This window comes from Bacillus sp. FSL K6-3154, from assembly GCF_040869395.1.
Taxonomy (GTDB): Bacteria; Bacillota; Bacilli; order Bacillales; family Bacillaceae; genus Bacillus; species Bacillus safensis.
In genome coordinates, this window is sequence record NZ_CP152033.1 from 3,531,726 (window position 1) to 3,552,338 (window position 20,613).

The 20,613-nt window shown below is 39.5% G+C and carries 22 protein-coding genes; 6 read left to right on the forward strand and 16 right to left on the reverse strand.

What is annotated here, in order from left to right; all coding sequences use genetic code 11:
• Positions 1-2: 2 nt before the first annotated feature.
• On the reverse strand, positions 3-1,172 hold the full coding sequence (locus tag MHH61_RS18215; protein ID WP_025093228.1) for an NAD(P)/FAD-dependent oxidoreductase: 1,170 nt from the start codon (positions 1,170-1,172) through the stop codon (positions 3-5).
• A gap of 242 nt (positions 1,173-1,414) precedes the next feature.
• Here MHH61_RS18215 and MHH61_RS18220 point away from each other — a divergent pair, with 242 nt between their 5' ends.
• Positions 1,415-1,603 (forward strand): hypothetical protein, encoded by a 189-nt coding sequence (locus MHH61_RS18220; RefSeq protein WP_025093227.1) that lies wholly within the window; start codon positions 1,415-1,417, stop codon positions 1,601-1,603.
• Positions 1,604-1,675: 72 nt separating this feature from the next.
• On the opposite strand, the gene MHH61_RS18225 is transcribed toward MHH61_RS18220, so the two are convergent.
• The 3 genes from MHH61_RS18225 to MHH61_RS18235 form a co-directional block, all read right to left on the reverse strand.
• Entirely contained in the window at positions 1,676-1,993 is a 318-nt protein-coding gene (locus MHH61_RS18225; RefSeq protein ID WP_029706817.1) for a DoxX family protein, read from the reverse strand.
• A gap of 146 nt (positions 1,994-2,139) precedes the next feature.
• Positions 2,140-2,565, reverse strand: coding sequence for a MarR family winged helix-turn-helix transcriptional regulator (locus MHH61_RS18230; protein ID WP_125587386.1), 426 nt, complete (start codon positions 2,563-2,565; stop codon positions 2,140-2,142).
• Between the two features lie 69 nt (positions 2,566-2,634).
• Positions 2,635-3,207 (reverse strand): TetR/AcrR family transcriptional regulator, encoded by a 573-nt coding sequence (locus MHH61_RS18235; protein WP_025093225.1) that lies wholly within the window; start codon positions 3,205-3,207, stop codon positions 2,635-2,637.
• 177 nt (positions 3,208-3,384) lie between these two features.
• Here MHH61_RS18235 and MHH61_RS18240 point away from each other — a divergent pair, with 177 nt between their 5' ends.
• Positions 3,385-4,311, forward strand: a complete 927-nt coding sequence (locus MHH61_RS18240; RefSeq protein ID WP_125587387.1) for a DsbA family protein — start codon at positions 3,385-3,387, stop codon at positions 4,309-4,311.
• Between the two features lie 11 nt (positions 4,312-4,322).
• The gene (locus MHH61_RS18245) at positions 4,323-4,640 is read left to right on the forward strand and encodes a monooxygenase (RefSeq protein WP_125587388.1); all 318 of its coding nucleotides are present in this window, start codon (positions 4,323-4,325) and stop codon (positions 4,638-4,640) included.
• A gap of 48 nt (positions 4,641-4,688) precedes the next feature.
• Here MHH61_RS18245 and MHH61_RS18250 read toward each other — a convergent pair whose 3' ends face one another.
• The gene (locus tag MHH61_RS18250) at positions 4,689-5,636 is read right to left on the reverse strand and encodes a carbon-nitrogen hydrolase family protein (RefSeq protein ID WP_024425171.1); all 948 of its coding nucleotides are present in this window, start codon (positions 5,634-5,636) and stop codon (positions 4,689-4,691) included.
• A gap of 100 nt (positions 5,637-5,736) precedes the next feature.
• On the opposite strand from MHH61_RS18250, the gene MHH61_RS18255 reads away from it, so the two are divergent.
• Both MHH61_RS18255 and MHH61_RS18260 read left to right on the forward strand, forming a co-directional pair.
• The gene (locus tag MHH61_RS18255; protein ID WP_125587389.1) at positions 5,737-6,627 is read left to right on the forward strand and encodes a LysR family transcriptional regulator; all 891 of its coding nucleotides are present in this window, start codon (positions 5,737-5,739) and stop codon (positions 6,625-6,627) included.
• 352 nt (positions 6,628-6,979) lie between these two features.
• Positions 6,980-7,747, forward strand: a complete 768-nt coding sequence (locus tag MHH61_RS18260) for a pentapeptide repeat-containing protein (RefSeq protein ID WP_125587390.1) — start codon at positions 6,980-6,982, stop codon at positions 7,745-7,747.
• A 23-nt stretch (positions 7,748-7,770) separates the two neighbouring features.
• Here the strand turns inward: MHH61_RS18260 and MHH61_RS18265 are convergent, their stop codons facing one another.
• The 7 genes from MHH61_RS18265 to MHH61_RS18295 all read right to left on the reverse strand — a co-directional run bounded on the left by MHH61_RS18265 (position 7,771) and on the right by MHH61_RS18295 (position 14,674).
• Positions 7,771-8,193, reverse strand: coding sequence for a cytidine deaminase (locus tag MHH61_RS18265; RefSeq protein WP_044334523.1), 423 nt, complete (start codon positions 8,191-8,193; stop codon positions 7,771-7,773).
• A gap of 132 nt (positions 8,194-8,325) precedes the next feature.
• A complete protein-coding gene (locus MHH61_RS18270) occupies positions 8,326-8,598 on the reverse strand; it encodes a DUF2651 family protein (RefSeq protein ID WP_025093220.1) in 273 nt (90 codons plus the stop codon).
• Between the two features lie 230 nt (positions 8,599-8,828).
• Positions 8,829-9,749, reverse strand: a complete 921-nt coding sequence (locus MHH61_RS18275; protein ID WP_025093219.1) for an alpha/beta hydrolase fold domain-containing protein — start codon at positions 9,747-9,749, stop codon at positions 8,829-8,831.
• Positions 9,750-9,778: 29 nt separating this feature from the next.
• Entirely contained in the window at positions 9,779-10,171 is a 393-nt protein-coding gene (locus MHH61_RS18280) for a MerR family transcriptional regulator (protein WP_025093218.1), read from the reverse strand.
• Positions 10,172-10,337: 166 nt separating this feature from the next.
• The gene (locus MHH61_RS18285; protein ID WP_025093217.1) at positions 10,338-11,801 is read right to left on the reverse strand and encodes a glycoside hydrolase family 1 protein; all 1,464 of its coding nucleotides are present in this window, start codon (positions 11,799-11,801) and stop codon (positions 10,338-10,340) included.
• A gap of 23 nt (positions 11,802-11,824) precedes the next feature.
• Positions 11,825-13,717 (reverse strand): beta-glucoside-specific PTS transporter subunit IIABC, encoded by a 1,893-nt coding sequence (locus MHH61_RS18290; RefSeq protein ID WP_125587391.1) that lies wholly within the window; start codon positions 13,715-13,717, stop codon positions 11,825-11,827.
• Positions 13,718-13,831: 114 nt separating this feature from the next.
• On the reverse strand, positions 13,832-14,674 hold the full coding sequence (locus tag MHH61_RS18295; protein ID WP_073205807.1) for a PRD domain-containing protein: 843 nt from the start codon (positions 14,672-14,674) through the stop codon (positions 13,832-13,834).
• A gap of 342 nt (positions 14,675-15,016) precedes the next feature.
• On the opposite strand from MHH61_RS18295, the gene MHH61_RS18300 reads away from it, so the two are divergent.
• Complete coding sequence (locus MHH61_RS18300) at positions 15,017-15,325, forward strand: DUF4870 domain-containing protein (protein WP_025093214.1); 309 nt, start codon at positions 15,017-15,019, stop codon at positions 15,323-15,325.
• A 57-nt stretch (positions 15,326-15,382) separates the two neighbouring features.
• Here MHH61_RS18300 and MHH61_RS18305 read toward each other — a convergent pair whose 3' ends face one another.
• The 4 genes from MHH61_RS18305 to MHH61_RS18320 all read right to left on the reverse strand — a co-directional run bounded on the left by MHH61_RS18305 (position 15,383) and on the right by MHH61_RS18320 (position 20,477).
• Positions 15,383-16,786: a sensor histidine kinase KdpD gene (locus tag MHH61_RS18305; RefSeq protein WP_125587392.1), complete on the reverse strand. Its 1,404-nt coding sequence runs from the start codon at positions 16,784-16,786 to the stop codon at positions 15,383-15,385.
• A 2-nt stretch (positions 16,787-16,788) separates the two neighbouring features.
• Positions 16,789-17,496 (reverse strand): response regulator transcription factor, encoded by a 708-nt coding sequence (locus tag MHH61_RS18310; protein ID WP_024427125.1) that lies wholly within the window; start codon positions 17,494-17,496, stop codon positions 16,789-16,791.
• Between the two features lie 141 nt (positions 17,497-17,637).
• Complete coding sequence (locus MHH61_RS18315) at positions 17,638-18,903, reverse strand: glucuronoxylanase (protein ID WP_125587393.1); 1,266 nt, start codon at positions 18,901-18,903, stop codon at positions 17,638-17,640.
• Positions 18,904-18,938: 35 nt separating this feature from the next.
• Positions 18,939-20,477, reverse strand: a complete 1,539-nt coding sequence (locus MHH61_RS18320) for a glycoside hydrolase family 43 protein (protein WP_125587394.1) — start codon at positions 20,475-20,477, stop codon at positions 18,939-18,941.
• Positions 20,478-20,613: the final 136 nt, after the last annotated feature.

A 20,613-nucleotide genomic window follows, 5' to 3' on the forward strand; every position in this document is an offset into this window, starting at 1 on the left:
CATCAATCACCGTTTTCTTGAAAAGAATTCATCATTTCAGCAAGCTTGATTGCAGCATCTTTTGAAAAACACAGCTTTAAACTTTTTTCCGATTCATGAGCTTTCTCCGATGAATATTCGTACATCCTGTCTTCGTATTCTTCAATAGCCTTTTCAATATGATGAGGATTTCGAACAATCGCAAGTGCAAGCTCCATTGCATCAAACATCGCCATGTTTACACCCTCCCCTGCGAATGGCGACATGACATGAGCGGCATCACCGATAAGCGTTACTCCTTTATGGCGGTTCCATTTAAAACCGACAGGAAGCGTATAAATCCGTCTTGGAATGATGGCATCTTCAGCATAACGAATATAATTTTTCAGCTGATCGTCCCAATCACTAAATAACGCTAATAATTGTTCTTTTGCTTCTTTCGCTTGATGAAACGGAATACCACAAGTCTCAATCCAGTTACGCTCTACCATAAGGCTTGCATACACTTTGATTCGTCCATCTCCGTTTAACTGACCAATCAGTCCTTTGTGGTCTGCTAAAGCAAACATCTTACCACGTTTATTAAATGCAGCTAAATCAGGGTGGTTCATCTCTACGTTGAGGATATTCAGTTCCAGCATCGTGAGTCCGGCGTATTCAATATCAATATCTGTTAAGAGAGGACGCACACGAGAAAAAGCACCATCTGCCCCGATTACAAGATCAACTGTCTCAACAACTCCGTTTTCAAAATGAAGCTCCGTCATGCCGCTTTCTAGTGAAATGCAACTTTCTAGTTTATATCCATATTTGATGTTTTCAGCATCAATTTGATCTAACAGCAGTTCGCACAAAAGACCACGATCAATTTCTGGGCGGGTGCCTTTTTGATCTGATTCCGTTTCTTCATCTAAATAAATTCTTCCTGATTTATCAAGTAAACGGAAATCTTCTCCTTCATAGCGGGCGTTCCTTTGAAATTCCTCATAAACCCCTGCTTCTTTTAAAGCTTTTTGACCTGTTTCTTCATGAATATCCAGTGAGCCCCCTCTTTCAAGACTCTTGTCATGCATCTCTCGCTCATAGATAGTAGTTTGTATACCGTAATTTTGCAGAATTAAGGCGAGTGTTAGCCCCCCAGGTCCTCCTCCAATAATAGCGATCTGCTTTTGTTTCTTAGATAATGCCGTCATCGTATGCATCTCCTCTTCTTTATGGAAATCGTTTAAAGCCACATCACATTTATATTATAACGAACACCGTTCGTAAAGAACAGTGTTCGTTTAAAAAGTTTATTTCACAATTGTGTATTTTACAATCGCCCGCCACCATATGATACACTCCAACTAGGAATGTGAAAGGATGTCGAATCATCACAATGATTCTTGAATCAGTCGTTTCCATTGTTCTAATTCTGAGTGTAAGAGGTGTTTCTATGAATAAATTATTGGCAACGTTCATATTAGGATTGAGCTTTAGTGGTGCGGCTCTCATTCTTTCTGTCCCTTTGTTATTCAAGTCCAAACCAGAACAATTTGAGCTGGTGTTTGCTGCTGGATCAGCGGGCGCTTTCGCAGTATTCGCTGTCTCATGCCTAGTTCTTCGAAAACAATTCAATCGCTAAAAAACCTAAACACAATCCGCCATTAGAACAATGGAGAGTTGTTTAGGTTTTGTGTTTTATTCTGATATCAACTTAAAGAATGTGGTACAAGCTGACCCCGATACTGAGAGCGAATAACACAAGTGCAGGGAGTGCTTTTTTAAAGGGATCTTTGGCTAATACGATCAGAGTAAAGGCAGCTGCAAGCATCGTGCCTCCTAACAGTAAGCCTGATAATATTGCTATTGTTGGCATCCATATGCCGATCAGCATTCCAGCAGCGCCTATGAGCTCAAAGGCTCCGGTTAAAACATTAAAAAAAGCAGGTAAACCAAATCGTTTGAACTCTTCTGCCATTTTCCCTGATATAATTTTCGATCCTGTTACAAAAAAGAAAGCAGCCAATATCATTTGCAGAATAAGTATGAAAATCGTGATCACATCTTTCTAAGTTATTTGACTGAAACACTCAGTCCAAATGGACAAATTTTCAGCTGGTGAAAATTATATGTCATAGCATATATTAGATATAAATCGTTTGTTACAGATTAGACGTTTCAAGATTCATAGTGTGAATGAAATAATTTGTTCAAAAGTAATTTTAATTGTTGAATCTCTTCATCGCTTAATTGCTTTGTTACCGTTTGGTGTGCATCCATGACGACAGGAAGAATGGCCTTTTTGACCTCGTGCCCTTTTTTTGTTAAAAGCAGGTGATGTGAGCGCCGGTCTTGTTCGTTATAGATTTTTTTGACAAGCCCTTTTCGTTCCATTGATTGGATCATTCTGACGACAGTGGTTTGATTTTTATCAATTCCTTCTGCTAATTCTTTTTGAGTAGTCCCCTTTTCACTGCTCAGAATACTGATAATACTCCATTGTTCAGGAGTGACCCCGTAAGGCTTTAACCTGTTTGTAAAATAATTTGTCATTTTGAGATCGGTACGATGAACGAGATAGCCTATTAAATCTTGTAACTCCATGTAAAACACCCTCTATGAAATTTATATGCTATAGCATTTATATTAGTGAAGCCTTTGAAAATTGTCAAATCAACTATCTGCTTGTTTAAAATCAATCCCTGACAAAATATATGGCACTGCTGATTTGATAAACTCCTCTGATGATATGTGCGAACTATTTTTTCTCCACTCAACAGAAGCTCCGTGAATTCCCCAGCTTAAAAAAACAGCTGTGACCTTCAGAATTTGCTTTTCGACATTTGTATATTGATTGATTAACAATTGATAAAAAATAATTTCAAGCTGTTCCCTCACAATAGGAGCAAGTTCAGTTTCATATTCTACTTGGCAGCGGTTATGCAGAGATTGTTGAAAATTCGTTAATGCTTTAAAAATATTGATGATCGTATCTTCATCTAGTTTACGATGATTGAAATGAATACTTTCTAAATTAATCGATAATACTTCTGACAGCGTTTTATCCAGCAAATCGTATTTATCCTCAAAATGATAATAAAACGTCGCTCGGTTGATCATGGCTTCTGCCGTGACATCTTTGATCGTAATATCCTTAAATTCCTTTTTCGATGAAAGTTTCATAAAAGACTCCATGATTAACTTACGCGTTCTCAGAACCCGAGGGTCTGTCTTTGGCTGCGTCATCTTATCCCTCCTCTTTTTTCAACACATCTATTAATCTGTTGGATAAACAACAAATTGAAGAAATTATTGGTGTTGGTCTTACTCATTGTGTCTTAAGATCTAATTGTAATGCAAATGATTGATTCAAACAAACATAGGGAATAGCGTTTCCTGCATAATTTGAGGAGGTAAATGAAATTGAAAAACAATGAGATGTTTTGTGATATAGAAACAGGTGTATGTGGTGTAGGTGAAGAAGAGGATATCCAGGTGATTGATTTTCAACAGCCTAAAAAAACAATAACGCTCTATTATGTAACAGATCCGATTTGTTCGCATTGCTGGGCAATTGAACCTGTCCTGCGTCGATTTAAAGAGCAATATGGACATTATTTTCATTTCCAGACTGTGTTGGGTGGACTGTTAGAGAAATGGCATGGTGGTCCAATTGATCCTGCAAACGGAATTTATAAGCCTGCTGATGTTGCTGGTCACTGGAGAGAGGTTGGAGAACATTCTCGCATGCCAATTGATGGTTCCTTAATGATTGACAATCCTGTTCAATCCTCCTACCCGCCCTCTCGCGTGTTCAAAGTGATTCAAAAACATCATGATGATGCACTAGCCTATACTTTTTTACGCCGTGCAAGAGAAGCGCTATTTGCCTTCAATCAAAATATATCGGATATCACGGTGTTAATTGATATCGTCAACGACCTTGGACTTAACGGAGATGTGATTGTCCATGAAGCGGAGCTGCCTAGCGGCCAGGAATTATTAGATCAAGATTTTACTCTTGTTCGAGACCTTGGTGCTAGAGGTTTCCCAACGATTATCTTCGTCAACGAAGAAAATAAAGGAGTCAAAATCACGGGTGGCCGCTCATTTGAAGTCTATGTTGAAGGATTAAAGCAAGCTTTAAACACTGAAGAACTTGAACCGAAAAAGCGCCCAGCTGTTTCTATCCTGCTCGAAAAAGAAAAGCTTTTATTTTCTAAAGAAATTGAAGTGATGTACGATGTTGACCAATCAGATGTACGGTCTTTTATGAAGAAAGAACTTCCGCAGCAGCAGTATCAAATGAAAGAAGTGCTGGGAGAACTGTATTTTACAACTTCGACATAAGGAGAATGACGATGGCACATTTATTACAGGTGGATTTTAAGATGAAGGGCCCTTTCGGTGATGAAATGGCAAAAGAGTTTTCTGATTTAGCGAAAAGTATAAATGAGGAAGACGGATTCATATGGAAAATATGGACGGAGAATCCCGAGAAGAATGAGGCTGGCGGAATCTACTTATTCGAAACAAAAGAAGCTGCTGAAAACTATCTCGATATGCATTCTAAAAGAATAACCAGCTTTGGAATAACAGACATCAACGCTAAAATCTTTAACGTGAATGCTCATCTTACTCATATCACAAAAGGTCCATTAAAAACTCATCAAGGTTGACACACGAAAAAAGAGCGGCTGGATGGCTGCTCTTTTTTTCGTGTGATTTCATCGATTCATCCACTTTACATTTTCTTTTTTCTCTTCATTGACGACGAGCTGGAAGACATCAGGTCTTGAATAATGTCCTACGACATCGAAGTCAAATTGACTAGAAGAAATATCACGCAAATCAAGATCTGCCAGCAGTATCTCTTCTTGACCATAGACAGGTTCTTTTATATATTCGCCTAACGGACCGACGATTGCACTTCCCCCTCGGCACATTTCATCAGGAGAAGATGCTAATTCATCATAGCAGGCTAAATCTTTAGGATACATCTCTTTATTCACATATTGATTACAAGATAGAACGAAGCAGCGGCCTTCTGCGGCAATATGGCGAATCGTTGATTGCCATAGCTCCCTGGAATCTGCTGTAGGGGCTATATAGATTTGGACGCCTTTTGCATACATCGCTGCTCTAGCTAATGGCATATAGTTTTCCCAGCAAATTAAAGCGCCTATTTTACCATACGGTGTATCGAAAACCGGCAGTGTGCTGCCATCCCCCTCTCCCCATATGAGTCGTTCAGAGCCTGTCGGCTTTAGTTTACGGTGCTTTCCAAGTAAGGTTCCATCTGGTCCGAAAAACAATACGGAACAATATAAAGTCCCGCGGCTTGATTCATCATCTCTTTCAATGACACCGATGACGAGGTAGACACCAGCTTTGCGGGCTGCTTCTCCTAATCTGTCTGTTGTTTGACTAGGAACTGGAACTGAATTTTCTAAGTAACGAAGCCAGTCCTTTCTTCCTTCTGGAGAACGGCTTCCTACAGTGGCGCCAAATGCTAGTCCTCTTGGATAAGCAGGTATAAAAGCTTCAGGAAATACAACAATATTGGCTCCTTTTTCTCCAGCCTCAAGTGTTAACGAAATGGCTTTTTCAGTACATGCTTCTCTATCCATAATGACAGAAGCAGCTTGCACAACAGCAACTCTACATGTTGACATCTTACCCCCTCCTTATTCTCAGTGTAAAAATAAACGTTTATCATGTACAATATATCATCATCATAATGAGTATGCCTTATTGGAATAATGGGAGGATAAAATGAACATACGGGACTTTGAAATATTTAAAACGATTGCGGATTGTGGAAGTTTTTCAAGAGCAAGTGAAAAGCTTTTTATCGCCCAGCCTTCCCTTTCTAAAACCATTCAAAAATTAGAGAAAAAACTGGGTGTCATTCTTTTCGATCGGTCAAATCGAATTTTTAGGTTAACGGATGAAGGAGAGCTTGTATATGAAAAAGCGATTGCGGTGCTTCAGCAAATGAATGAGCTGCAAATGGAGCTGGGTGATACCGACACGCATATTCGCGGCCATTTAAAGATCGGTCTGCCACAAATAATTGGTACCTTTTTCTTTTCCAAAGTGGCAAAGGCTTTTACTAAAAAGCATCCAGATGTGACGCTCGAAATGATTGAAGAGGGCGGCTTGCATGTAGAAAAACTCGTTGAGAAAGGCGAAGTAGATGTTGCCTTTGTTGTCATACCTGCGCAAAGTCATGAATTAGAAGAACAACTCATTTTTGAAGCGCCATTTGTAGCTTGTGTACCAAAAAATCACGCTTTAAAAGATGAACAACAGCTCTCACTCGAACAGCTTAAAGAGGATAACTGGATATTGTTTGATTCTTCATTTGCGTTGAGTCAAGTGATTTTAGAAAGCTGCCGTAAGGAACATTTTGTTCCCAACATCGCTTACAGCACAACACAATGGGATTTGCTTTTGACATTAGTTCGTGATGAACTTGGAGTGGCGATCCTTCCAAGTCCTTTAACGGATATGTACAGAGAGGACATTTGTGTAAAACCAATTAGCAGTCAATATATTCCCTGGAAAATTGGCATTGTCGTGAAGAAAGATCGATATAAGACACGTGCTTTGAATGCTTTTTTAAAAATCGTTGCGGATATCTATTCTGGGGAACAGAAATAGAAACAAATAAAAAATCATCCTTCTTAGTTTCTCCATGATAGCACCTGTCAGCCATGCAATAGACATGAGACCATCAGGTCATCACTTTCTGCTCGTTTTCTTAATCAAGTCCACGCCATCGTATGACAGACTTTCCACATGTACAGGCTTTTGCAGAATGTAATGATCAAAAAATGAATGTGAAATACACATTTTGATATAAGCGCTTTTCAAAACGATGACCACTCTCTTTATGTTTCTAGCTTTATGATATAATAACTTGTCAGTGCCAACCGCTTAGTGAAACCGAAATGAACTTGCTGGAAGGTATTCATCATTGGAAAAGATTCTGAAGAAATGATAGGTGATCACAATGAGAAGGCTTGAGTCTGGAATGTCAGTAGACAACGAAATATTTTCTGATATTGTCAGGTATGAACATGAAACGATAAGCGGAACGACCATCAATAACTCGAATGTTCATTCACCTATATTTTGGAGCTGTCAGCTGCGTCATCTTGTATTTAATACGTGTGTTCTGACGAATGCGAGATTCTTTGCAGGTAGTACAATTGATCATTGTACGTTTATTCGTTCCGATTTGCGTTCTGTTGGAATTGCTAGAGACGAGGCTGTTTTTACGAATTGCGAATTTTCCTCCTGTGATATGAGAGGAATGACATTGGAAAATGCTGTGTTTATCAACTGTACATTTTATCAATGCAGGTTTAATGACCGCGTTTTACAAGCAGCGAATATCGTAAATTGTACCTTTACCGGTAAGCTGGTGGATATAACGTTTGAGGGAAATGGTAAACAAAAGCTGATTGCCAATTTTGAAAACTGTATTCTTGACGGTGTTCGCTTTACAGGCTGTGACCTGTCGCAATGTATTCCGCCAGCTTCCAAAAACCATCTATATGTTGAAAAGGTCTCCGCGCGTGTCAAACAGGCATTGCTGAAGATAAATCATGACCCTCATCTTTCTGACGAGGATCGCAAAGTACTGGTACGCAGCCTGCGCAAGCTTGAGCATATGGAACAATATATTTTTAATACTGCGCATATGGAGAACATACATGGGGCTGATTTTGTGGAGCGATTTTTCAGTTATCTGGAATGTAACAAAGAGAACGCTTGAAGCTGCTAAGTCTAGGCTGTATATCAACTTCTAGTATATTTGAGTGGAATGAGTTCTCCAATTTTCACTTTGACTAGTTCGCCATCTATTTCTATGATGACAAAACATTCTGGTCCGAAATCTGAAATGAGCTCTCTGCAGATGCCGCAAGGGCTTACGACCCTCAATCTTCTATCCTCTTCATCTGAATATGGATGTCGAACGGCAACAATTGTATCAAAATCTTTATATCCATTCGATAAAGCACTGCCAATTGCAATGGCTTCTGCACAAACCGTTACCCTTCCGATATACGCTTCTATATGGACAGCCGAGATCATTTCTCCTGTTTTCATGCGGATAGCGGCTCCTACATGGTGTTTATCCTCTTCATAAAGGCTCGTAATCTTCTTTTTTGCTTCGTCTATTAACTCTACATCTTTTGGAGTAAGATCAAATGTGTGCATTGTGTTCCCTTCGCCCTTCTATGCTTGTTTTGAATATACTGATCTATTATACCAAACTTCAGATAATGGGCGGTTCCGCTAGATGAAGAATGGATACAAAAAAGCTGATTTTTGTGACCATCAGCTTTTTCGTTATGCTCTTTTATAGCGGGCATACATATATCGAATGATTTTTGTGATGACAGAGGTACACATGCATAAAAAGGTCATGACCACGACCCAATACATATTTGACATGTCAAACCCAGTATAGGCAAATATGAAAATAGTGGAGACTGCAAATGTGATGATAAGAACGATGTAAACTCGCTTAAAGATGCAGTAGCCAACAATCCCCCATATCAAAGATAACAAAGGCAGTGTAAATAAGATCAGCGCCATGGGATGAAGAAAGAAAACACTCATCATGTCACTCTCCTTTATGAACCGGTGAAGAACCGAATATGTATCATATTAATAGGAAATCCGCACATTGTAAACAAAAATTGGAATTTAAGGAATATTTAATCTGAGGTGAATTGACATTCCGAATGTTATGTCATGTTGAATGGAAAAAGACTGCTTTCAGTAAGCAGCCCATTTCGCTAAGCTTTCAAATATTCAAGCCGGAGCATTTTGATATGTGAAAAGAGAATCTAACTATTTATCACCTGAATGATTTTTTCCTGAGCGTTTTGTGCCTCAGGGATTGGCATGACGACAAATACATGCAGCATTTCTGGATAAACAAAGGTTTTCATGTCAATTCCTTGTTCTGCTAGCTTTTCATCAAGTTTTAGTGCATCTGGATATAAAATATCATGTGTTCCAATAAAATGAGTGATCTTCGCAAGACCGTTAAAGTCACCGTGAATTGGACTGATTAATGGGTCAGTTACCTTTTTATCTGCTGCCCACATTTTTGTAATGACATCTATTCCTTCTGGCGCTAGAATGGGATCTTTATCGGCATATTCAAATATAAGAGGATTGCTTAAACTCATATCAACACATGCAGATAATAAAATGATATCCTTCGGCTGCGGCAGACCTTCCATCTTTAAGAGGTGCGCAAGGCCAAGAGAGATATTTCCGCCCGCTGAATCACCCATGATCGTTAATTGATCGGTACTCGCAACCGTTTTTAGTATTTCTTTATATAGATTTAGAATTTTTGGATAGGTATCTTGGTAGCTGTAATGAGGTAATTTAGGGTAAATAGGAGCGATGACTTTGGCGTTAAGGGACCTAGCCATTTTATCCATGTACCACCAATGGAAATCGAGAGGCTGGTTTACCCAGGCACCACCATGTATATATAAAATCACCTTTTGTTTTTGCGACATTTGGTCATTCAATGTGAAAACCTGCATTCCTTCGAAAGTCTGCTCCTTTATCTCACTCTTTAATTTCACACCGTCTCCGATTGCATAAGGCTTTATATTTTCTATTTGAGACAGAAGATTTTTGGTTTTTTCGACACTAGCAAAACTCTCTTTATTACTTTGGGACGTGAATAATGTTTCAAATTGAATACTTTCTTCAGAACGTTCTCCATTAAAAATGTCGATACTCATTTTGTTTTCTCTCCTTTAAGCAGATATGTTTATTCGTCATCCTGATTTATCACACGAAATGATTTGAGGTACACTTGTACTTCTTTCTCAGGAGTCTTTAATAAGTTAGATAAAAGGTCTTGTATAAGACGCAGGCTTTTAATTTTCTTTTCAATTTCTTCATGTTTTTGATGTACAATTCTTTTTAAAGTATCAAGTTCTATGTCTTGACTCAGCATTTCCAATATTTCTTTTATTTCCTTTAGTGAATAACCCAATGATTTGGCATCTTTGATCAATTGAATTTTCACAATATAATCTTCTGTGTATCGTCTATAACCGTTCGAACGGCGTCTCGGGACAGGTAAAATGTTGTGTTCTTCATAGTAACGAATTGCGGCAGGGCTTATTCCTGTTTGTTTGGCAAGTTCTCCTCTAGTCATCAACTCCGTCGTTACTCCTTTTTCGTGATTTTGTCTTTCTATATTTACATTATAAAGGTTGAACTATACTTCAAGGTCAAGATACGTTTTCTTAAAAAACAAAACACCATCGCATGCAGCCGGTTAAGGCGCCCTGAGATGGTGTTTTACATCATTCAATTTGCTTTTATAGGTCTTCTCCATTTGATGCGATTACATTTTTGTACCAGAAGAATGAGTCTTTGCGGTAACGATTCAGTGTACCATTTCCTAGGTCGTCTTGATCCACATAGATCAAACCATAGCGTTTAGTCATTTGAGATGTTCCGCAGCTGATTAAGTCAATGCAGCCCCAAGGTGTGTACCCCATTAAGTCAACACCTTCTTTTACGGCTTCTTTCATCTGTTCAATATGTTTTTTCAAATAATCAATTCGATAATCATCGTGTATTTTTCCGTCTTGTGTCAATGTATCCCTTGCACCAAGTCCATTTTCACAAACAAATAAAGGCTTTTGGTATCTGTCATACAGTTTAATTAATGAAATGCGCAGACCCATTGGATCGATCGGCCAATCCCATTGTGATAATTCCAAGTGTTCATTTTTAATCGGACTGTCAAACGTACCCGCTAGCTCAGCTGCATCTTCACGTGCTTCTGCTACATGGGACATATAGTAGCTGATCGCAACAAAATCAACAGTGCCTTCTTTTAAAATTTGTTCATCCTGCTCTTTAATATCCAGCTTGATTTGATTATCAGCAAAGTATTTCACCATGTATGTTGGATATTCGCCTCTAGCTTGAACATCAGGATAGAACATATTCAATTGATTCGATTTGACTGCCTGCAGCTGATCCTCTGGTTTTGTTGTTTTTGCATAGGCTTCAATCTGGTTAATCATACAGCCAATTTGGACATCTGGAATGATTTCCTTCGCAGCCTTCACTGTTAAGGCACTTGCCACAAATTGATGATGAGATGCTTGGTAAGCAGCTTGTAATTTATGGTCTACTAGATCCTCTAAAATTCCAGCACCTGTATAAAGGCTATTGAGGTTCATATTCATTTCATTAAACGTAATCCAATATTTCACTTTGTTTTTATATCTTTCTAAAATCGCACGTGCGTATTTTTCGAACAATGGGACAAGCTCTCTACTCATCCACCCATTATATTTTTCTGTTAAAGTAATCGGCATTTCATAATGAGACATCGTTACTAGCGGTTCAATTCCATATTTCGCACATTCATCAAATACTTTATCGTAAAAAGCCAATCCTTCTTCATTCGGCTTGTCCTCTAAGCCTGTTGGAAAGATTCTTGCCCATGAGATAGACAAACGAAATACTTTAAATCCCATTTCTGCAAACAGTGCAATATCTTCTTCATAACGATGATAAAAATCTATTCCGCGTCTTTTTGGGAAATCAAATGCATCAGGATTTTCCTTGTACTTGTTTAGTTCAGCTGAACTCACATCGAATGTAAAGTTGTTCACTTTTCCTTGTGCGTAAGGATCTTTATATGCAGCGAAGTCTGAAGTTGACAGCCCTTTTCCGCCTTCTAAATATGCACCCTCTATTTGATTGGCAGCGGTTGCGCCACCCCATAGAAAATTATCTGAAAATCCTTTTTTTAATTCTTTCATTTCAATCATCCCTTCTATTTTGATTAATGAATGAGCATTAAGAGTTTATTTTCTACTGCGTTGACATAAGAGTCACCTGTATAGATAACATCCAGGTACTTCGAGGAATTAGTGACGATGATTGGTGTCACGACATCTAATCCTTTTGATTGAATTCCTTCTATATCAAATGATAATAAATGATCCCCGATGTTGATTTCATCTCCTTCTTCCACCAATACCTCAAAGAATTGACCATTTAGGCTGACGGTATCAATCCCTACATGTATTAATAATTCAACCCCATCATCTGAAACCAAACCTATTGCATGTTTAGTAGGTGTAACGGTCACTACTTTTCCGGCAAACGGCGCTTGTACCACCCCCTTATCAGGTATAATCGCTACTCCCTTGCCCATCATTTCGCTTGAAAAGACGGCATCATTTACGTCAGATAAAGGAACGACTTTACCAGTTATAGGTGCTTGTACTTCATAAGGATTTACTTGTCTGGCAGCTTGTTGATTGACTGGATTTTTAGATGGCTTTTCCTGTTTTTCCGGCTGCCCTTCATCCTTTGTGGCAGGTTCATTGAAGCCAAGAAACATAGTGGCAAGCAGTGAGACCAAAAAGCTCAGCGCTATTCCAATTAAAGCCAGCTGGAAATTATTTGTGCCTTTCATAATATAGGTTGGCAGAGATGTAATACCTGGAATTGAAAATGCTGTCGTTTTGACTGAGAATAAACCATAAAAACATCCGCCAACTGCGCCGCCTATTAATGAAGCATAGAAAGGTTTTTTCAATCTCAGTGTTACTCCATAAATGGCCGGTTCTGTAATTCCAAAGAAACTCGGAAGCAATGTTGATAACGCCAAAGACCTTGTTTCTACTCGTTTTGTGCGAATGATGACCCCTAAAACGGCACCTGCTTGTGCCATATTGGCAATAAAGTTCATCGGAAGCAGCATGATATCGTAGCCAACTTTTTCAAAGCTGGCAAACGTGCTTGGGAAGAATGCGTAATGCATCCCAGTTAGCACAATTAAAGGCATGAGGCCTCCCATTAATAAACCTGCAATCGGCCCAGCAAAATGGAATAAAGAAGTGAAAAAGATCTCTAAATACTGACCGAAAACGTTTCCAATAGGCGCTATGAAAGCTAGTGTAAGAGGCGCCGTGATCATTAAGCTCAGTACCGGTGTAAACACGATGCTTAAGGATTTTGGAATCACTTTCGTTATCCACTTATCAATAAAGCTAAGGAGCAGCACTCCTAAAATAATCGGTAAGACAGAAGAAGTATAATTATTTAATGGAATACTCAATCCTAAAAAACTAAGTGGATCTGCCCCTTTTGCTGCACCTTCCACCATCGTTGGGTACAATAAAATCCCAGCGAGTGCCATCGCAAGAGATTCTCGTGTTTTAAATTTCTTCGCTGCAGAATACGCAATGAGGAAAGGTAAAAAGTAAAAGACAGCATTTGAAAAGATTTGAAGTACAGCATAGGTAGAGCTTTTTTCCGTCATCCAGCCTAAACTAACGAACAAAGCCATGATCCCTTTTATCAATCCACTACCAACAATCGCCGGCAAAATCGGTGTGAAAATCCCGCTAATGACATCGAATACGACTTCGATTGGATTCATTTTTGACGTATTTTTAGCAGGAGTAGAATCATTGCTGCCCTCTCCAATCAGATGGTCGATTTCCTCATAGACTTCTGCAACCTTTGCTCCAATAATGACTTGGAATTGTCCGCTTTGGAATTGCGCTCCCAGCACACCGTCTACTGTTTTCAGTTCATCTACTTTCACCTGTTTTTCATCGTTGATATTAAATCTCAGCCTCGTAATACAATGCCAGCTTTGAGATATATTGCCGGTTCCACCGATTAATTTAATAATTTCTTGCGCCAATTCTTTGTTTCCCATGTCTTCACCCCTTCATTTTCACAAAAAAAAACCTAAACAAAATCCACCATTAGAAAGACTTCTAAATGGAGATTTGTTTAGGTTAATGCTTTTTCATAACACGCCTAAAAGAAATCATTTATTCTGTTGATGTTTCTTTGTAATTCTTTCAATATGAATGACTAGAAAAACAAGTTCGTCTTCCGTGACATTCCAATTGAATTCCCGCTTTAACATTTCTTTAATAATTAAACCGCATGCATAGCTCTTCATATAACGATCCTGAATTAATTCTTTTAATGAATCATCCATTTGCTGCGGCGGTTGATTTGTTTCTTGTCTGACAATAAAATATCTCAAATGAGTGATAAACCTCGAATAATCTATTGATGATTTATCTAACACCATCTCGAAAATGTTTTGAATAATCTTAACGATTTCCTTCGTGAGATGGGTCATTTTGATCGTATCTCCCATAGACTGACCATCTATTTGAGCGTTTACAAAATGAAGGGCAATGAGTGAAGCCTCTGTATCATGAAAAGTAATCCCCATCATTTTTTGAATAATTTTAAGTGCTTTTTTCCCAATTTGATATTCTTGAAAATATAGATGTGGAATTTCCCATACAATTGGGTTTTCATATTCCATTTTTTCTTGATGCCTTTGAATAGAAAAGGTAAGATGATCAGATAGCGAAAACAGCATGCTAGAACCTAATTTTTTATTCAACATCTCTTCGCCCATATGAATGATTTTTTCAGTTAATAAAAGGATATCAGTTGGGATAGCGGCAAGTTGAGATTCTAATGGAGACGTCTGATCAGAATAAAATGTCTTACTGACAGCGCTCTCATCAAGTGTATCACCCTTTTTCTTCTTAAAGCCTATTCCTGTACCAAAAACAACTACTTCATTTTGAGTGTCTGTTAGAGCTAATACGATATTATTGTTTAAAACTTTAACGACGGTGAACATGTTCATCCCACCTTACCTAAAACTGCTAAAAAAGCATAAAAAAACACCAAAATCTCAGCAAACAACGTACAAATGTACAACATGTTTACCTGACTTGGTGGTGCCTGATGATATCAGTAACACTCCTGCATCGGTTACGACTTTATTGTAAACACAGGATAAACCAAAGTCAACTATTTTTTTCGGTAAAATAGATTTAAATACCTATATTATAGTATGTCGTTTATAAATTATTTTAAAAGGTAAACATTTTTAAGGTTGCTGTAAGGTTCAGATTAATACGGATTAAGGTTGAGGTAGTACAATGTGTATGTAGTGAATAAATCATAGAGGTGAAACGTTTTGAGAGAAAATAAAGTCTTGTCATCATTATGTTACTTCAGTATCTTTTTCGCACCATTTTTGTTCCCAATTATCGTCTATTTCTTAGGTCAGGACGAAGTGAAATATCATGCGAAAAAATCATTATGGACGCATGTCATACCTTATTTGATTTTTGGTATTGGCATCCTTGGTTCAGGTTTACTTGGTATGAAAGATATCAGCCATGCGGGGCCTTTCTTAATTGCGACATATGCAGTGACATTCCTTGTTGCCATCTACTTCTTCATTTGGAACATTGTGAAAGGCATCAAAGTATTTTCAGAATAAATAATTAGGTGAAAAAACGGTTCTGTTGTTGATCAGAACCGTTTTTTTTGTCTATTTTTATGCTGGTAGTTGGATATCAATTGTTGTTCCTTTTCCTACACTGCTGCGGATCGTGATGTCTCCGCCGTGCTTGACGATAATATCCTTTGCAATGGCCATCCCAAGACCAGAGCCAGCATGTGAAACTCCTGTATTCGTCCCCCTGTAATAGCGGTCAAACACTTTTTCCAGCTCTGCCTCTTCTATTCCTCTGCCGTTGTCTTTAATCGTGATATGGGTTTTTTCTTTTTGTTCAAGCTGTACAATGATCGTCACATCAGGATCATTGTGAACGAGGGCATTTAAAATCAGATTGGTAACCGCTCTTCGCATGAGGATTTTATCAATATTCAGCATGAGCTTGTCTTCATTCGTTTGAAGCTCAATCGTCTGATCTGCATATCTTGAATCGTTTAAAATATCAATTAACGTTTCCCGCAGCAGTGACACGATGTTGACCAGCTCTTTATTGAGCATGACGCCGTTATTTTTCAGCCTTGTCGTTAAATTTAGATCCTCCATAACATCTTTGATATACAATGATTTATTCTCAATGATGCCCGCGTAATGTCTGATGTCTTGCTTTGAAAGAGGATACTTTGGGTCTTTCATGATTTCTGCATAGCCTTGAATAGAAGCGAGCGGCGTTTTAATATCATGAGAAATATGGCTGATCCATTCTTCACGCATTTGCTCTAGTTTGTCTTTTTCTTTTTTGCTTGAAGCGAGCTGTTCTGATAAGTGATTGACATTATAGAAGACATCTTTATAAATTCCTTTAGCAGGCAGATTTGTCGTGTAATCTCCGTTTGCCAGCCGCTGGATGCTATGAATGGCACGGCCGAGCGGTTTTGTGAGCTGCCGGCTGAATAAGTAACCAATGAGTAACGCTATGATGGCATCAATTGATAATAAAATCATCGTCCCGATATTGAATCTTGTTACTAAATCCTTCGTGTCAAACGAGAATAGGTATTTTCCAATGGAAGGATCTTTAAATCCGATAAAGTAACTGTATTCTTTGCCCTTTACTTTTTTTCCGCCAGCATAAATGGTCGATAATAATTGCTTATCTTTATATTTATGTAAGTTCACGATTTCAATCGGAGTATATTTGTTCTTTAATCCTTTAGGTGCCTGCGCATGATACACGTCCTGTCCATTTTCGTCTAAAATTTGAATCCATGCATTCTGTTGTTTTAAGGCTTTCTGCCCTTCTTTGTTTACGGTTATCCCTTGATCAGAAAAAGAGACGTATTGTTCAAATGATCTTGTAAAGGTTTCAGGCGTATTTTCCTCGTTATGCTGGCTGTTTGCCTGAAGTACGAGCCAAATCATAAATACGAATAAGTTGATAAAGACCGTGATTATGGTCACGATAATGACAGAGACCATATATCTGCCTGTTAATCGCCATTTCATCTTTACGCATCCTTTACAACAAATTTATAGCCAAGCCCTTTGACTGTGACGAGAAACTCAGGTGTTGACGGGGAATTTTCTATTTTTTCCCGAAGTCTTCGGATATGAACCATCACCGTATTGTCAGAACCGAAGAAGTCTTCCCCCCAAACAGTTTGATAAAGCGTTTCTTTACTGATGATGCGGTTCGGATGCTGCAAGAAGTAGGTCATCAGCAGAAGCTCTTTCGGCGTGAGCTCAATGACCGTGCCGTTTTTCGTCAGTTCTGCTTGCTGCTCGTTTAATTCAAACGGCCCTTTTTTGATCACGGGATCGGCTTGAGATGACTGCAAGTATGAGAGCCGTCTCAGCTGCGCTTTCACCCGGTAGGCGACTTCCTTTGGGCTGAATGGTTTTGTAATGTAGTCATCCCCGCCAATGGCAAGTCCTACAATTTTGTCTGATTCCTCTCCCTTTGCTGATAAAAAGATAATCGGAACATGGGAGGTCTCTCTGATTTGTCTGCAAATATCATAGCCTTCACCGTCTGGCAGCATAATATCAAGTATGACAAGATCAGGCTGTTCTTGATGAAATTTCGTGAGCCCCTCACGGGCAGTTGAAGCTGTTATGACACGATCAATGCCTTCTCTTGTTAATACTGTGTTGATTAATTCCAAAATTTCTTTTTCGTCATCGATCATTAATACTTTGCTTTGATGCTTTGGCATACATTGATCACTCTCCTGAAGTCATTGCCATTATTATACCCAATGTAAGAACATAGTGAAAAAATCAACTTCCTATTTGCATAAAAAAAGCCAATTTTCTTTTGAAATAAGAAAATTGGCTTTTGGTGATTCAATTAATTTTTAGCGTTTGACTACAAATGTTGTCACACTTTGAGCCGGGAGATGAGCCCAAAATTGATTACCTGATATATTTAAGTCTGTACCCGGCTGAAGGTTGCTGTTGCTGCTCGTAATCCATCTTGATGCTTGCGAAGCAGTTCCATTTTGCATCACAAAGTGCTGATTGACTCCTGTATTGTTTTTGTTAATCGCGACAATGACGACCTGATTGTTTCCTTTGTAGGCAGATACGAAAACATTTGGTTCAGGACTTTTCGTTGCATCAATTCTGACGTATCCCGGGCGTACAAACTTGGAGAAATGCGCCATGTTGTAACCGCGTTTACTGATCAGGCCATCTTCCTTCATAGGGCCGTAGGATCTGCGGATGTACCACCAAACATATGCCTGAAAGTCCCCTTCTACCATCGAATGGTGAATATGCTCTGAAACCCCTAATGCCTCAGGCCAGCGGTCCGCTGAATTGTTATCGCTGTTCGGGTAGTAGACCTCTGTCATCCAAAGCTCCTTCCCCCCTCCTTTTTGTTTGAACAGAGGATACGGAAGCTGGCTGATTTGGGTTCCGTACAAATGGGCTCCGAGAATGTCCATATTTCCTAGCGCCTGCGGATCATTTAAGATAGGATCTGATATATTTTTAAGGTATTGAAAGGATTCTGGTGCAATCACGCGGGCATTAATGGATCCGGCATTTTCTCTCATGAAACGCAGGATTTCCTGAGGAGTCCACCATGTCCATTCATGTGCATAATCGGGCTCGTTTTGTACTGATATCGCATAGAGATTGACGCCATTATTTTTCATATACGTCACAAAATCGTTCAGATGCTGAGCATATGCAGCGTATTGATTGTATCTCAGCCGCTTTGCAGTTGTACCATTACGGTTGAAAGTCTCGACCATGTGGCTTGGAGGATTCCAAGGTGAAGCGATCACTAAAGCTCCATGCTCTATTGCTCTTTTAGCTGTGGCGACCTCTCTGTGCCAATTATTTCTGTTCTCATCTACAAAAATTCTTAGAATGGAAAACCCTAATTGATTCTGTCCATTGCCAAAAGCGGTTTCCCTTTGAGGTGCGGTCAAATCACCAATCCAAGCCGGGTGGTTCATTCCGCCAAAGCCGCGAATCACTTGTCTTTCTGCATTGATATTAATATTGGCATCTGCTGCTGAAACTTCAGTGACGCCAGGTCCGATGAACATGACAGACAACATGGTGAAGCAGATCAATAAAGTACAGATTGTTTTTTTGATCATTGACATCAAATTTTTCCACTCTCCTATCATTTTGTCATCCTTTGTTATTGAGTAAACCGCCAGGAATCTAACTGAAATAGGTTTGAACCTGTTCCAGTAAAGACAAAAAATACGTTGTGCACGCCAGCTGCTCCGTTTACTGTCGTTTCTACTTCTCGCCAATTGTTTGTTCCGCCTGTAGAAGGGACATTTAGTGTCCCAACGAGTCTGCCGTCAGGGCTTCCGAGGCGTACTTCTATTTTTCCGCCTGCATTTGATGCTACATTCGCTTTAAATGTTCTTGCGCCGTTTGATCCGAAATCGACGTTACTGGCAGCCACCCAATCTCCGTTTTGGATGTTTGTGACATGCTGGTTATTGACCGGTCCGCCTGGAGCTGAAGAGGCCTCTGTCAAAATGCGTCCATTCCATGCGAATGTTTCAGCTTCTACCCGCTGATAAGGATTCAGGTTGGAAAGCTGTTTGACCCCTTCAAAATTGGCTGCAACCTCTCGAAGGGAGCCGTCAGCATTATGCACAAGCTTATTTATATGTGGAGATCTGTAACCTTTTCCTGCCCCGTATAAGGCAGAGCTGACCGTTTGGGTATGATACACGACATACCACTCGTTTTTAAAATTGAACACAGCATGATGGTTGTTACCGCCTCCACCGAAAAATGCACCCGGATTTTTCAGGAAGTGCCCTCTATACGTAAAGGGACCCATCGGACTTGAGCTCGTCATATAACCGATCTCACCAGGTGGTTTATCTGCTGGGTGGGAGCCGCCAAAGTTGATGCAATAGGAATAGTAATAGGTTCCGTTATACTTATGCATCCCTGAGTCTTCAAACATAAAAGGAGCATCAATGGTCGAGGCGCTGCCCACAACACTTGTCATATCAGGCCCTAGTTTTAAGACTCTTGCTGTTTTCGGATTGGCCCATTGGCCCTGCGTTGGATTAGAACCGCCTGGTACACCTCCGCCGGCATATAGATAACCAGTGCCGTCATCATCTACAAAAACGGCTGGATCAAACAGCCATACAACCCCAGACATTCCTGGTGTATTTGGTGTAACGAGCGCTTTTCCGATAGGATCTGTCCATGGACCGATTGGGGAGTCTGCTGTCAGAACACCAATTCCTCCGCCGCTGTTGGCGAAATAAAGGAAAAATTTATCTTTCCCATTGATTTTTTTCACCGCTGCTGATGGAGCCCAGGAAGCACCTGCCCATTTAGCGATCCCTTTGCCGCCATTTGCTCCATTTGCACCGGCTACTGGAATCGCGCCATGATCTGTCCAGTTCACCATATCTGCTGAAGAGATGACGAAGACCCTATTCAAATTGGCAAAAGAATTATCCTTAATCGTTCCGTTGCTGTGATATTCATAGTCATCACTTGACATATAAATGTACACTCTTCCGTTATAGGTGAGCGCAAACGGATCAGCGCCCAAGTGGTGGTCTATGAGCGGGTTTGCATTTCCTACACGTTTTGCAATTGTTGTGCTTGCCGCACTCGCATCATATACCGGTAAAAAGCTCAGTACCAAAGCAAAAATCAATAAACCAACGCCGCACTTCATCCTCGTCCTCATCGTTACATTTCCTCCTGTTTTCATCTTCCTAATATTGGGGTTTAGGCCCAATTTCAAAATATGTTGATAGATACTGATGAAGAATGAATAGAAAGAATGATTTCTAGTGCAAATCCTTGCTGGAATCACGATGAAA